General features: G+C 61.4%; 12 protein-coding genes and 1 tRNA gene. 7 read left to right on the plus strand and 6 right to left on the minus strand.

Annotated features, from left to right (window positions below; translation table 11 throughout):
• Window positions 1-51 precede the first annotated feature (51 nt).
• Together V3328_RS09045 and V3328_RS09050 are read right to left on the minus strand one after the other, a co-directional pair.
• A complete protein-coding gene (locus V3328_RS09045) occupies window positions 52-381 on the minus strand; it encodes an AtuA-related protein (RefSeq protein ID WP_340329314.1) in 330 nt (109 codons plus the stop codon).
• Between the two features lie 72 nt (window positions 382-453).
• Entirely contained in the window at window positions 454-1,815 is a 1,362-nt protein-coding gene (locus V3328_RS09050; protein ID WP_340329315.1) for an acyclic terpene utilization AtuA family protein, read from the minus strand.
• A 90-nt stretch (window positions 1,816-1,905) separates the two neighbouring features.
• Between V3328_RS09050 and V3328_RS09055 the strand changes: the two genes are divergently transcribed.
• From V3328_RS09055 to V3328_RS09080, 6 genes are all read left to right on the plus strand, one after another.
• Window positions 1,906-2,814 carry a LysR family transcriptional regulator gene (locus V3328_RS09055; RefSeq protein WP_340329316.1) on the plus strand — a complete coding sequence of 303 codons (909 nt, stop codon included), beginning with the start codon at window positions 1,906-1,908 and terminating at the stop codon, window positions 2,812-2,814.
• 242 nt (window positions 2,815-3,056) lie between these two features.
• Window positions 3,057-3,458, plus strand: coding sequence for a hypothetical protein (locus V3328_RS09060; RefSeq protein WP_340329317.1), 402 nt, complete (start codon window positions 3,057-3,059; stop codon window positions 3,456-3,458).
• Between the two features lie 21 nt (window positions 3,459-3,479).
• Complete coding sequence (locus tag V3328_RS09065) at window positions 3,480-3,614, plus strand: hypothetical protein (RefSeq protein WP_340329318.1); 135 nt, start codon at window positions 3,480-3,482, stop codon at window positions 3,612-3,614.
• 298 nt (window positions 3,615-3,912) lie between these two features.
• Entirely contained in the window at window positions 3,913-4,536 is a 624-nt protein-coding gene (locus V3328_RS09070; RefSeq protein ID WP_340329319.1) for a DUF3489 domain-containing protein, read from the plus strand.
• Window positions 4,533-5,033, plus strand: coding sequence for a DUF2924 domain-containing protein (locus tag V3328_RS09075; RefSeq protein ID WP_340329320.1), 501 nt, complete (start codon window positions 4,533-4,535; stop codon window positions 5,031-5,033). Before V3328_RS09070 ends, V3328_RS09075 begins: the two co-directional genes overlap by 4 nt.
• Entirely contained in the window at window positions 5,011-6,801 is a 1,791-nt protein-coding gene (locus V3328_RS09080) for a recombinase family protein (protein WP_340329321.1), read from the plus strand. The genes V3328_RS09075 and V3328_RS09080 overlap by 23 nt, the downstream gene beginning before the upstream one ends.
• A 232-nt stretch (window positions 6,802-7,033) precedes the next feature.
• Here the strand turns inward: V3328_RS09080 and V3328_RS09085 are convergent, their stop codons facing one another.
• The 4 genes from V3328_RS09085 to V3328_RS09100 all read right to left on the minus strand — a co-directional run bounded on the left by V3328_RS09085 (window position 7,034) and on the right by V3328_RS09100 (window position 12,351).
• The gene (locus V3328_RS09085) at window positions 7,034-9,475 is read right to left on the minus strand and encodes an AAA family ATPase (RefSeq protein ID WP_340329322.1); all 2,442 of its coding nucleotides are present in this window, start codon (window positions 9,473-9,475) and stop codon (window positions 7,034-7,036) included.
• Window positions 9,472-10,053: a hypothetical protein gene (locus V3328_RS09090; protein WP_340329323.1), complete on the minus strand. Its 582-nt coding sequence runs from the start codon at window positions 10,051-10,053 to the stop codon at window positions 9,472-9,474. The genes V3328_RS09085 and V3328_RS09090 overlap by 4 nt, the downstream gene beginning before the upstream one ends.
• Window positions 10,050-11,774 carry an SIR2 family protein gene (locus V3328_RS09095; RefSeq protein ID WP_340329324.1) on the minus strand — a complete coding sequence of 575 codons (1,725 nt, stop codon included), beginning with the start codon at window positions 11,772-11,774 and terminating at the stop codon, window positions 10,050-10,052. The genes V3328_RS09090 and V3328_RS09095 overlap by 4 nt, the downstream gene beginning before the upstream one ends.
• 502 nt (window positions 11,775-12,276) lie before the next feature.
• Window positions 12,277-12,351: transfer RNA gene (locus V3328_RS09100), tRNA-Gln, on the minus strand.
• Window positions 12,352-12,567: 216 nt separating this feature from the next.
• On the opposite strand from V3328_RS09100, the gene V3328_RS09105 reads away from it, so the two are divergent.
• Entirely contained in the window at window positions 12,568-13,479 is a 912-nt protein-coding gene (locus tag V3328_RS09105) for an MBL fold metallo-hydrolase (RefSeq protein ID WP_340329325.1), read from the plus strand.
• The last annotated feature ends 2 nt before the right edge of the window (window positions 13,480-13,481 follow it).

Genomic DNA, 13,481 nt, shown 5'->3' on the forward strand with positions numbered 1-13,481 from the left:
GTGGCGCAATGCCTATGGTGCGACAGACCGTGCTTTATCCCGCGCCGAGCTTTATCCCGCGCCGATCTCGACCGGAATTTGCAGCATCGCGAAGGACAGGGTCTTGCCGTGGCCGTCGAGCCCGAGACTGCCGTTCACGCCGCCTTCGAGCGCATTCTCCAGAACGAAGTTGAACGCGCCGAGTTCCGGCAAGTCATACCTGGTCACCCGTGTGGGCTTGCGGAAGCTGAAGGCTTCCGCGACCCGTTCGGCTGTCAGCTGCCGTGCGACGGTCTCGTACATCTCCGCCCTGTACAGAATGACCGAGATGTTGAGCGTGTTGCCCTTGTCGCCGGCACGGGAATGGGCGAGTTCGTGAAGCGGCACCCTCGTCCGGCTCATCGCAGTCCTCTCCTCCCTGAACGGCCTTTTCCCCGCCATGCGGGCGCGGCCGATCCGACGCCGCCTCGCGTGTCAGTCAACAAAGTACGCGCGCGGCGCAACGAGGCCGCGCTCAATCAGACAGGACGCGCTCTTGTAGCGCCTCGCCAGACGCCGCCTGACTCCGCCGCCGCCTGCCGGCCCCGCGCAATACAGCGCCTCCACCTCGTCAAGCAGCAATCCGGCGGTGGCGGCGTCAGGCGCTTCCGTGGCGAAGCGGAGCCGGATGTCCCCGCAGTCACCGGCCGGGCCGGGCGGAGAAGGATCGAAGGATATCCCGGAAAAAACGCTCTGCACGCCGATCATGTCGATACGGACCGGCAGTCCGGGGGCGCGGTCCCGCATCCTCCGGCTGACGACATCTGCCGCCAGGCGGGCGCGGGCGCGGGCATTGGGGCCGGCGTAGGAGATCTCGGCTTCGCCGAGCACGCCTCCCTCGAAGCACACGGTCGCCTTCAGTGTTTCCGGTCTCGGCCGGCCCTTTGCGCCGACCACGCTGACACGGTCATCGCCGAGTTCGGCGATCCGGACAGCGCGGATGTCGAGGGTCACGTCGGGCGTAAGATAGGCGGCCGGGTCGTGAATTTCGTAGAGCAATTGCTCGAGGACCGTCTGCCGGTCGACCCTGCCGCCGGTCCCGGCGGGCTTGGATACGATTATCGAGCCGTCCTCGTGGAATTCGGCGATCGGATAACCGACATCCTCGAGCCCCGGCACGTCCTTGTATCCGGGATCGGCGAAGTAGCCGCCCGTCACCTGTGCGCCGCATTCCAGAAGATGCCCTGCCAGCGTGCCGGCGGCGAGCAGATCCCAATCGTTCTCGCGCCAGCGCGCGCAGTGAACAAGCGGCCCGAGCACCAGCGCCGGATCGGATACGCGGCCGGTGATGACGATATCGGCACCGAGATCGAGTGCCTCGGCGACGGGCCGCGCGCCGAGATAGGCATTGGCGGAGACGATTGCCGGTGAATCGCTCAACAACGTATCGCCGACTTCCCGTTCGGCGAGCTGTCGCGCGGTCAGAACGCCGGTCAGGTCGTCGCCCTCGACGGCGGCGACCTTGGCATCGGGCCGGCCGAACGACGCGGCGATCTCCTTGAGTTTCTTTGCGCCGGCGCCGGGATCGGCGGCACCGAAATTGCCGACGATCCGGATTCCCGAGTCCAGGCATTTCCGGAGAACGGGCCGGACCAGTCGTTCCAGCGACGGGCTGTACCCCTCGCCGCCTTGCTCTCGTGCGCCTTGCAGCGCTAGGGCCAGGGTGCGCTCCGCCAGGGTTTCGAAGATCAAGAACCGCTCACCCGGGCGTCCGACAAGCTCGTCCACCACCGGACCAGCGACATCCGACCGATCCCCCGCGAACCCCGCGCCGCACCCGATATGGACAGGAAGCATTGGATATCCCCGCGCTGACAGCGAGGAACCCTATTGACCGATATTCATAGAGTCAAATAGGATAATTCGCCGTTTATATAGGATGTATCTATGAAATTGACATTGCGGCAACTCGAAGCCGTAGTCTCTGTTGCCGACACCGGATCCTTCACGGCCGCCGCGTCCCGGTTGTTGATTTCGCAGCCGTCGCTGAGCGAAGCCATTCACCGAACGGAGACCGAACTGGGCGTCAGGATTTTTGAGCGCACGACCCGGTCGCTGAAGCTCACAAGCCACGGACGCCGGATCGTGGACGTTGCGCGGGAAGCGGTCGAGAAACACCGTGCAGCCATAGCGGAGATCGGCGATCTGGCGCAGGGGCGTCACGGCCGCATTACGATCGCGGCGCTTCCGTCCCTGGCGCACGCAACCCTGCCGAACGCGCTGCTCGCGTTCCGCCGCGACTATCCGGACCTCCAGGTGTCTGTGCTGGACGCCCACCACGACACTGCATTGGAAGCCGTCCAGAGCGGTATCGCGGATGTCGGCCTGACCATGCGGCCGACCATCGCAACAGACCTCTGTTTCGAGGATGTCGGCGATGATCCGTTCACTCTTGTCGCCGGGCGGAAACACGCCTTACTCGACAAGGCAGATGTCGCCTGGCGGGAACTTCTCGGCACGCCGTTCATCGCCCTCGCGCGGGGATCTTCCGTGCGGCGACTGACCGACAGGGCATTGGAAACGGCCGGGATAGCGCTTGTTCCGGCAATCGAAACCGCATCGGTCTCGTCCGCTACTGCGATGGCTTGTGCCGGTCTCGGCGTGACCGCACTGCCGAGACTGGCGTTGACGCTGGTAGAGGAGAGCTCCGTTGGAATACGCCCCCTAGTGGACGCGCCGCTGAAACGCAAACTCGGTGTCCTACGGCAGACCAAGACGTTTCCAAGCTCGTTTGTCGCTGCAATGGTCGCATGCCTAACCGAGGCGATCGGCACGGCGCTGGCACGCACGGAATAGCGCTCAATACTGCGCTCAGGACTTTGTTACGATATCACCACCGGGTCACAGCATACCATTCCGGGGTCCCATGCTATACAACGGCGCATACCCGTGGCCTGCTGCCGGCTTCGTGGACACCGAGTCAAAGTGTTTCAGGGAACCGGCAGCAGGCCAAATCCGGGTTTTCGAGCAAGGCGCTGACAGGGATCGTCAGACTTGGCTCCAGGCTACTACGCAAGAAGCGGCTGCCAGGGGTCAGATTGCTGAAACTGTTCCCTGGCTTTGATCCGCAGCTGCTGTACGCGGCCGCGGAAATCTACCTAGATGGAATGGTGCTCGAGCTCTACGGGTCGGGGAATGGGCCCGCCGCAAACGACGAGTTTACAGCAACGCTGCGACATCTCTCGCAGAACGGCTCGCCCATGGTCGGAATCTCGCAGTGCCTTTACGGACTGCTCGAACCGGGTGCGTACGTATCGGGTGGCCGCCTCTTGGCCAATGGACTTATCGCCGGACTGGATCTCACGCCCGAAGCCGCTCTGACCAAACTTCTTTTTCCTCGTTTGTTTTCGACGCCCGGAGCCGAACTCGCTGACGCCATGCAGACGCCCGTTACCAGAGAGATGACTTCAAGAAATGCTTGGTCAAGTCCACTTACCTAGTAGTCTCAACGAGCGGTTCTCATGGTGCAGGCGACGAACCTCGTGGCATTCCTCGTTGGTCAGGCGATCGCAGAGACAACCACTATCGCGATCCATCTGCTTGAAGTGGGTAGGATCGTCACCGCACGCGGCTTGAACGCGCAGGACAAGCCTTAACACTTCACCCAGTTTGAGCCAGCGCAGCTATCCGCTCCCGGAACTCAGGTGGCCGTGGGTTCCTCGCGCCCGGCGTCGTGACGCATTCCTCTTCCAAGCCGAATTGTATCCATCAAACCGGGAGAACTCCGCATCGAAGAGTTTATGCTTTTTCCGCTGGACATTGTGAGCTCCGCAAGCATGCATGGGCACGTCGCTGATGAGCAAAAGTCGATCTTGGCGATTGCCCGGTTGAACTCCGGGCTTTGGGTGGTGGAAGCGCTGGTTTGGGATCAGCGCGATGGAAAGGAGCCACCCAATGGCAACGAAAACCAAATCCAAACCTCTCTCCGAAACGCAACTCGTCCTCCTGACCGGCGCCGCTGGCCGCACTGACGGTACTGTCCTGCCCCCGCCGACTTCACTGAAGGCGAGAGGCGCAGCGTTGAAGAGGGTGGTCGCGGCATTGCTGAAGTCGGGCCTGATCTCAGAACGGCGCGCCAAGCGTGATGACGAAGTCTGGCGGTCCGACGACAACGACACCCGACTGACGCTCGAGATCACGCAAGCCGGGCTTTCGGCGATTGGCCTGGAAAAGCGTGAGGACGACGTCGCACCTGCCGGCAACGCTGGACTCGAAAACAGCAAGACCAGCCCGGCGAAGAAGCGCGGCGATTCTAGCCGGAAGATTGATCGATCCCCGAGCAAATCACGGCGGTCGACAAATGCCGCGCAACAGGAGCGGCCTGCGACCAAGACGGCAACCATCACAGCCCTCCTGCAATCGACTGGCGGAGCGACCATCGACGACCTGATGGAGGCCACGGGATGGCAAGCCCACTCGGTCCGCGGCTTCCTGTCCGGCACGATCAGGAAGAAGCTAGGCCATACGGTCATCAGCGAGCGTCAGGACGGCGTGCGTCGTTATCGGATCCCGGCATGAAGCCGGCCCCGATGAAACCCGATACACCACACATTGCAGGTATCGAGATCGGCGACCTCGCCGGTCTCGACCTGCAGTCCCTTCGCCAGCACTGGCGAACCCTGTACCAGTGCGAACCGCCTGTCCGCATGAGCCGGGAACTGCTCATGCAAGCCATCGCATACAGACTGCAGGAGCAGAAATACGGCGGTCTCTCCCGTACGATGAAACGGAAGCTGGCCGAAGCAGCAAAGCAAGGGGCCGGCAGCAAGAACGGTGGCCGGTCGAAGGCGTCCGTTCACCGGACGTTCAAACCGGGCACGCGCTTCCTGCGCGAGTGGCAAGGCAGGACACATGAGGTCACTGCCACGGCCGACGGCTGCTTCGTCTATCGCGGCACCACCTACAAGTCGCTGAGTGCGATAGCACGAGAGATCACCGGTACACGCTGGTCCGGACCAGGCTTCTTCGGACTCTCCAGGCAGAGCAGAGCCAATGGCAAATCACCGCAGAGATAGCACTGGCAGCTTCGGCGACGGCTCGAAGACGCGGCGCAAACTGCGCTGCGCCGTCTATACCCGCAAATCCAGCGACGAGGGTCTGGAACAGAGCTTCAATTCGCTGCACGCCCAGCGCGATGCCTGCGAAGCCTATGTCGCAAGCCAGAAACACGAGGGCTGGGTATTGCTGCCTGAGGCCTATGATGATGGTGCCTACTCAGGTGGGTCGATGGACCGCCCTGCCCTGCAGCGGCTCCTCAACGACATTCGTTCCGACCGCGTCGACATCGTGGTGGTCTACAAGGTCGACCGCCTGACACGATCGCTCGCCGACTTCGCCAAGCTGACCGAACTGTTCGATACACATGGCACGAGCTTCGTGTCGGTCACCCAGGCTTTCAACACCTCGACATCCATGGGGCGACTGACCCTCAATGTGCTTCTGTCCTTCGCCCAGTTCGAACGGGAAGTCGCAGGCGAGCGTATCCGCGACAAGATCGCCCTGTCGAAGCGGCGGGGCATGTGGATGGGCGGTCTGCCGCCGCTCGGTTATGACGGTATCGACAAGAAGCTGATCGTCAACGAGTCGGAAGCCGAGACCGTCCGACTGATCTTCCGCCGTTATCTTGAGCTCGGCTCCATCGCGACCCTCAAGCAGAAGCTCGATGAAACCGGCATCGTCTCCAAGCGACGGCGGTTCAGCGATGGCCGGGACGTAGGCGGCGTTCCGCTCAGCCGCGGCGCGCTCTACCAGATCCTCCGCAATCGACTCTATCGCGGAGAGATCGCCTATCGGGACGAGGTCCACCAAGGCAACCACGAAGCCATCATCGACGAAGGCCTGTGGTCGCAGGTGCAGGACTTGCTGGTCTTACAGAGCCAGCGCAGGCGCCGGGCAACTGGACGCGCCGGCGACAGCGCCGCCGGCCTACGATCCACGGAGCCAGCCCTGCTTGCCGGTCTCGCTTTCGATGAGCACGGCAATCGGCTGACCCCGACCTATGCAACCAGGCGCGGTCGTCGCTATCGCTACTACGTCTCGGCTCCACTGACGCGCGGCGAACGCGCCAGCAATGGCATTCGGGTCCCCGCACCGGATCTGGAAGCCCTCGTCGCTGAAACGATCGAGCGGCACCTGTCCGATGGCTCATGGATCTGCGATCACTTCGGCTCCGGTCTGGACGCGGCACAGATGGAACAGCTGATCGCTACGTCCCAACTACTGGCGACCCGGGCAACCTCATCGGCAGCAGGGACGGATGACGATGCAATCAACGGTCCCGACGACGGCGTTCGATCGCTGATCGCACGCATTACTGTTGGCAAGAAACAGCTGACCGTCGACGTCGATGGGCCGAGAGTTTGTGAGGCGCTGACGGAAATCGACAGCGGTCTGAATCGGTTGGGCGTCCGAGAGGAAACAATCCTGATCAAGGTCGAAGCCCACACACTTCGCTGCGGCAAGCAGGTCCGTCTCGTCGTCGGCGAAGTAATGGCTGAGCGCCGCGCACCGGACCCGAAACTGGTCAAACTGATTACCGATGCGCATCGGTGGTTCGATGATCTCAGAACCGGTCGCCGGGCGACCATCGCGGAGATTGCTGCCGAGGAGCACTGCCAGGTCTCGCACCTCAGCCGGACCATCGGGCTCGCCTTCCTCGCCCCGGATATCGTCGAGATGATCCTGACAGGCAACCAGCCGATCACCCTCACGCCGGAGAGGCTCAAGCCGCGCAGGCCGCTGCCACTGGGTTGGGATGAGCAGCGAGGAATTCTGCTTCGGTAGGACCGAACGTCAGCGCATAGCCAACATTTTCCACCCCCAACCGGCTTTCGTTTTTGACTGGATTGATGACCGCCTTGCGCCCCATCGCCGCCGTTCAGTTGAGAAAGGCCATTTCCTACAGGCTGCAATGCCGCTGGGCACACCAACACAAGATGCAAGTCTTCTTCCACGCTCGCACGATGTTTGCAGGTCTCTTCCTCTTGGATGTTGTAGCGTCAGCAAGGCTGTCTCTTCAGGCCTGAGCACGAAACACCATAGTGGAGTCCCACATGAAAGGTTCGGGATTGCAAATCGTGCGGCCGTCGCTGTCTTTCGACAACTCAACGGTAATGAGCTTATCACCCGGCGACGCGGGGCTTAGTTCGAGGGAAAGATACTCAAAGAGCGGGCGTTCATGGACAGCAATGATGACCTGGCGTCCCCGTTGCTTAGAGAGTGTGCGGAGAAGCGCTGCGAACTGCGCAATGTGAATCTCATCCATGCTTTGGACCGGATCGTCAATCACCAGCCAGGGCAACAGCGGCTTCACGGATAGGTGCAGCGAAAGAAATAGGGTCAGCGCAGCAGTGTTGAGATTCCCCGCGCTCAGCATCGCCTTGGGGTTCCCCCCGCGGTCATCACCACGATAGCGGGTAATGAGCTTGGCTTCGACCGGTCCCTTGCCTCTATCCGGTAATTCGAAAGCCGGCAAAAACGGCTCTTCGGGCGCTAGACGGACAAAAAGGTTGCTCCATACTTTGTTGAGGGACTCATTGAAGACGTCCCGCACTACAGTGGTCCGCGCCTCGACCGCACGGTCCGACAGCTTACGGATTTCAGCACGGGCATCATCCGCCGACTTGATCGCGTCTTTCACGCGTTTCTGGTCAGCTCGCGCCGACTTGAGGTCGCTCTCCAGATCTTCCAACCGCGTGAGAGAAATGGAATGCTGTTCCAACGCCTCCTCGGCCTTCCTGCGGTCCTGTTCCCGGCGGGTGGCTGTCTCCAGTGACCGATCGGCCGCTGCAAGGTACTGTTCCAAGAGAACGCCGAGGTCATCACTTTCGGCGGGTGGACTTAGGCGAAGCTGCTCGGCGAACCCGGCAACAGATCTCCGCACACCGATCAAGGATTCCTCATCACTGCGCAGCGTGGCAAGATGTTCGGAAGCTGCGACAACCGCGACGGCGAGAGCGTCACCTTCACTCGCCGCAGCTTCCGTGTCATTGAGTTGGCGAACGGCGTCGCTGAGGGATGCCCGCCGGTTCCGCAGCGACGTCACCTCTTCATCCTCCAGCACGGTGTCTTGCAAGCGCGTGAGCGATTGTTCGTGCTTGGCGATCTCATTTCGCACTGTCTGGCGTTCGTCGGCGACTGAGCGCAGCCTGCTGGCGGACTGCGATAATGACGCAATATGTGTAGCCAGATGCGTTCGCAGCGGTGTGGGTCCGGTTTCGGAAAAATCCCTCTGGCACACGGGGCAGATCTCGCTATCCACCAGTGGTGCCAGCTCAGATAGCGCCTGAGCGAGGTCTCCGCTGTTTGCAGCCAAAGCGCCAAGGCTCTCATCCAGCCGCGCCTCGCGGGCTCTCGCCTTTGTCAAGGTTTCGCGGAGCTCAGCAATCTCCTTACGTGCATTCTCATCACGTACGAGGCGCGCTTCCGTCTTGGACAGCAATTCAGACAGTTCGCGAACCGCTTCTGCATGCGAAGCATTCCAGCCTACCGACCGGGCTGGAGACAGATCCGCGTAGAGCGAAGCGGCGGCCGCAAGTGCTGCCTCCAGGGCAGCGCGCTTGCTCGTTGCCCACGCATCCAGTTCGGCTTGATGATTACGGAGTTCAGATTCGGCTGCCGACCGGGCCGCTGCCCCCGGTTGCTGTTCAAGCCGCCGCCACAACGACAGAGCTGCCTCTATTTCACGCCTCAACGCGTTAATCTCAACTGAGCGACGGCGCTCCGCCTCTGCATCACCGAGGCCCGAACGATCTTCGCCGACTTGATCCATCAACTTGAGGCCGAACGGCTTAAGCGCCTGCTCAAGCGCTCGCTGGCTTTCTGTCAGACGCTCTTTCGCAGTCGTCACGGCCTCTTCGAGTCGGTTCACCCTCTCGTCGAAATCGGCAAGTTCATCGCTGACCTCGCCATAAAGCGGCAAGCTCTTCACCAGGCGGCGCTTGTCCCCGGATGCGTGCAGGCCGTCCACAAGAGCATCGAGTTGATCGAGCCCCAAGAGGTCGTTCACAAATCGCGTGAGGGGGCTTGTCGATTTACGGGCATCGCTTTCTTCGTAGATTTCCAACAACCGACCTAACGTTGCCTGGGCAAGTAGGGATCGTTCAGTAAAGAATCGGCTTTGCAGCTCGGATAAGAGCGGCATCCCGCGAATGTTTCCGTTCTCGACGACAAGTTCACTTGGCTTCGCCGGAATCTCATCGTGTTCAGCACTAACGATTACCGATGCTTTCCCCAATTGGGCGTCCAGATGGACGAGGTTTTCAGCATAGGCCGCGTCGTACCGCTGCAAAGACGAGACCGCCCCTGTAAGGCCGAGCTCGATGGCGGAGAGAAGGCTGGTCTTGCCGCTTCCGTTGGGGCCGTGAACCAACACCACAGGCGCATCGAGGGGCACGGTAATCCTGCCTCGGATGCTGCGAAAATCCGAGATTTGTACCTGAGTAAGGCGGGCGTTCATGCCTCATCCTCCCAGGCGGCGGTCAGATGTTCTGAAAGCAACTCGTTGACGGCTGCCTCGACGGCTTCCGCACCGTTTGGCATGTGGTCACACAGCGCTTTCACCTCTGGACTCAAATCATCAATCAGCGTCTCCAGCGCTGACATGGGATCGGCGACCACGCCGTCTGTGTCGATTTGGTCGAGCGGCGTGAGGACCGCGAGCCAAATGGAAAGATGAGTTCTTGTCTCGTCTGGAACAACGGGAACGGTGCCCACAGAGAGAGCGCGACAAACCTGCATTGCCTTGCTGAGGTGATCGGGATGCAACCGCGGACCTACTAGAACCGCGGTCAACGGATTGCGCGACCGCGCAATATCCAGAGCTCGTGCGACACCATGTATTCGACGAACGATTTCGGCGTCCTTCGCATCTACTGTGTCGGAAACAAGAACGATTTCGCTCGCATTCCCAGGTCCCATCATAACAGCAGGAAATTCGAAGGTTGTCTGACTGATGACCAAAGGGGTTGGGAGGAGCCGGAAATTTGCATCCTTCAAGAAGGCAACCACCCGCTCGACTGGAGCACTCATGTTCATAGGCTCGCCTCCAGCTTAAATCGATCCATCAGTTCGTCTGGAGTGCCGCCTATTGCAATCAGACTTGCCATGCTTAGGCGTCGGGGGCCAGGAGACCTTACCGTGCGCCCGGGCGCACGGTTCGGTGAACGGGGCAGTCTCTCATGGATCTGTCGCGCGTGGATAAGAATTACGTCTTCGTCCTCTTCAAGAACCGCCCCGCTGTCCGATAGTGCAAGCTCGGCCTCAGGCCTGCCAAGCACGAATACCCGGTCGGTACGAGTGCCTTTGGTGACCTCGACAGTACCGTTCGTGGTGTCGGGCGCCTGAGGTAATCTTAGCGACCAGTCTCCCGCTTCCGCACCTTGGGCCAGAGTCGCAATAATCAAGGCTCCTTCTGGCGAACCGTTCGTCTCCGACTCAAGGTCCTGGTTCATCTGGTTTAGGGGGACGGGCGTCAGAGGCTCATATCGAGTGGCATCGATCTCGTTTTTCCCGGAGAGGAATATGCGCTTGCTGCGAGACAGACCGAAAACGAGCGACAGCACAAATCCAAGATGGTCGCCGTCGTCTGTCGCGGCTATTCGGTCGCGGAACGACTTGATGCCGTTGTCGACCCAGGTCGCCATCTCATCGGAAAGATCGAATGAGCCAAGTCGAGCGAGGCGCCGAAGTTTCGCTGCGAAGGCCCACAAAAGCAGTGCGGGCAAGAGAGGATTGGCGAACGCTCGGAGATGTGCACTGCTCTTAATCGCCGCTCTATCGGCTCCTGCAAACTGATCACGATAGACGTTTCCAAGAAGCGCGGTCTGCGCTTCGCCGATAGAATCTTCGGCCATCACATAGGCCGGCAGTTCGCCCGGCCATGCCCAGTTCTGTGTGGCCGCCGCGAGGCCAAAAACTTTGCGGATGTTGGCGTCTTGAGCGGAGAAACCGAGCATCAACGTGGGCTTGGTAATCGCCACGCTTATGAGGTACTGAGCCAAGCCCTGGGTCCTCGGATTGGTTTCCCAGCCGTCGATCTGCCGTTGGGCGCCCACGAGATAAGGGCGGTAGTTGGCTTCATCTTCGCTCGCTCTTATGGCGCAGCCATGGAACTTGATGAGAGTTGCCTTCTGGTCGGGCGCCTGCAGATCCTCGGACCTCACACACACCTTCAGCCCGTTGGGCTCTCCTGACAGCTCCCCAATCGCTTTTTCGATAAGACCGTCCCAATTTGCCGAAGGAAGCTCCGTGACCAGCCCCTCCCTTACGAGAGCGGCAATTGCGTAGTGCTCAGCATCGGGCGACACGGTCGGATCAGCATAGGTCGCGGCTACGTCGACCGCTTCCCAAACCATAAGATCGAGCGGTTCGCCGTCGATATCAATATTGAGGAAAGCAGCGTACTGACCGCTGAGCCGGTCTCGTAGAAGGTCCACAACCGGCCAGTCTTCGACTGGAACAGAAAGATCGATGGAGGCGCGCTCACCGGCAGTCAAATTGGCGATGCCAAAGGCCCGCTCAAGCCCGGCGTAAAAGGGGCAGGAGTCGGGAACTGGGCCTACCCGCGTTCGAAGAAACTCGAGCGCTTTCACCACGATCTGCTTTAAGCCCGGAAAGCGAGAAAAGGAAATGCCGGACCCCAGCCAGAAGGCATAGCGAGCGTTTACCACCCCGCTTGCAAAGGCGGCGAAATCCCCGTCAAGGAGCGCAAGAGTTTCTGTAAGAGAGATCGTTGCAGCTCTTGGCGCGGTGCTCACTTTTCCCCCCGATATTCACGCGCCAGTGGTCTAGTTGCCAATCTTCCCGCGTTCTTCTGACTCTCACAGAGAGCATACTTGTTGGGATGTCACCTGCCAATGGAAGATCTTCAGGCAAGCTCACAATACGACGTTCAACGGTCATCAGGCACTCATTTGCGGCGGTTTAGTAAGTCTGTCGCCCGAAAAGCTGCCAGTCCGAATCCGGTCCAACTTTGGTCAAATGCTCGACTGGAGATGATAGTTTGCTTCCTAACCCAATCCGGACTTCGATGCTCCTCCCGCCAGTGCATCCGGTTCAGACGCGCAAATCTTCGCGAACGGTATCGACCTTGCATGTCACGGAAATGGTCCAACAGAGAAATTGCCTGGGCGTTCCCGCAAAACCGCCACTCTCTGCCTTGAGAGAACGGCACGGTTTCCGCAAGAAGGCGCGTAACTCTCGGAAATGTCGGGACTATTCGAACCAGCCCTTTTCCAGTCCGCAATCCGGCAGACTGGCTGGCTGGGGCGGCAGGATTCGAACCTGCGAATGACGGGATCAAAACCCGTTGCCTTACCACTTGGCGACGCCCCAATCGCCGATCCACGCGCGGTTCCGCAAATCAGCGCGGACACCTATATCGTCGCTGCGCATGCGGCTGCAAGCCGCCTCTGCCGGTCGCTGCCGCAATCGGTCCGGTCCGCGATCTGGAGCGGGCACCCTTGTCAGGGCGGAGCCGATAATCTAGGTGGCTCGCGGAGGCGCCGCGAAAGCACGCCTGCCACGCACCGGGATGACAACTGCAACCGCATGAGCTCAGAGCTGCCGTTCGACCGCCATTTCGACCCGACGCCGGGCATTGCCGAGGATGTCGCGCCAGGCGTGCGCCGCGTGCTGGCGCCCAATCCGTCGGCCTTCACCTTCCGCGGCACCAACAGCTACATCGTCGGGCGCGGCGAAGTCGCGGTGATCGATCCGGGGCCGGACGATCCAGATCACCTCGCCGCACTCGAGCGCGCCCTCCAGGGCGAGACGGTGAAGGCCGTCGTCGTCACCCACACCCACCGCGACCACTCGCCGCTGGCTGCCGCCCTGTCGCGGCGTCACGGTGCGCCGACCTACGGATTCGGGCCGCACGCTCCCGCCCGCCCGCCGCAGCCGGGTGAGCACGAGAGGCTCGACGCCAGCAACGACACCGATTTCCTGCCCGACGTCGCCCTGCCCGACGGTGGCCGCGTCGACGGCCCGGACTGGTCGCTCACCGCGGTGCACACGCCGGGACACACGTCCAACCATATCTGCCTTGCCCTCGACGGCACCGGTACGCTGCTCTGCGGAGATCACGTCATGGTCTGGTCGACGACCGTGGTCGCGCCGCCCGACGGCGACATGGCCGCGTTCATGGCATCTCTCGACAAGCTCGCGGAGCGCGACGACAGGCTCTACCTGCCCGGCCACGGCGGTCCGCTGAGAGAGCCGCAGAGGTTCGTTCGCCTGCTCAGCCTGCATCGCCGCCAGCGGGAAGCCTCGATCCTCAAGCGGCTGGAGGCCGGGGAGCGCTCGATACAGGCCGTGGTTGCCCAGATCTACAAGGGCCTCGACCCCAAGCTGAGGGGCGCCGCCGGGCTGTCGGTGCTGGCGCATCTGGAGGAGCTCGTGGCCAACGGGAAGGTGGTCCGCGAGGGTGAGCCCGGCCTGCGCGGCGAGTACCGCCCCGCCTGAGG

Source organism: Microbaculum marinum, from assembly GCF_037855135.1.
GTDB classification, from domain to species: domain Bacteria; phylum Pseudomonadota; class Alphaproteobacteria; order Rhizobiales; family Tepidamorphaceae; genus Microbaculum; species Microbaculum marinum.

What these genes read in the sequence shown, in the direction of transcription:
- V3328_RS09045 (WP_340329314.1), bottom strand. Translation starts at nt 381, where the DNA reads ATGAGCCGGACGAGGGTGCCGCTTCACGAACTCGCCCATTCCCGTGCC.
- V3328_RS09050 (WP_340329315.1), bottom strand. Translation starts at nt 1,815, where the DNA reads ATGCTTCCTGTCCATATCGGGTGCGGCGCGGGGTTCGCGGGGGATCGG.
- V3328_RS09055 (WP_340329316.1), top strand. Translation starts at nt 1,906, where the DNA reads ATGAAATTGACATTGCGGCAACTCGAAGCCGTAGTCTCTGTTGCCGAC.
- V3328_RS09065 (WP_340329318.1), top strand. Translation starts at nt 3,480, where the DNA reads ATGGTGCAGGCGACGAACCTCGTGGCATTCCTCGTTGGTCAGGCGATC.
- V3328_RS09070 (WP_340329319.1), top strand. Translation starts at nt 3,913, where the DNA reads ATGGCAACGAAAACCAAATCCAAACCTCTCTCCGAAACGCAACTCGTC.
- V3328_RS09075 (WP_340329320.1), top strand. Translation starts at nt 4,533, where the DNA reads ATGAAGCCGGCCCCGATGAAACCCGATACACCACACATTGCAGGTATC.
- V3328_RS09080 (WP_340329321.1), top strand. Translation starts at nt 5,011, where the DNA reads ATGGCAAATCACCGCAGAGATAGCACTGGCAGCTTCGGCGACGGCTCG.
- V3328_RS09085 (WP_340329322.1), bottom strand. Translation starts at nt 9,475, where the DNA reads ATGAACGCCCGCCTTACTCAGGTACAAATCTCGGATTTTCGCAGCATC.
- V3328_RS09090 (WP_340329323.1), bottom strand. Translation starts at nt 10,053, where the DNA reads ATGAACATGAGTGCTCCAGTCGAGCGGGTGGTTGCCTTCTTGAAGGAT.
- V3328_RS09105 (WP_340329325.1), top strand. Translation starts at nt 12,568, where the DNA reads ATGAGCTCAGAGCTGCCGTTCGACCGCCATTTCGACCCGACGCCGGGC.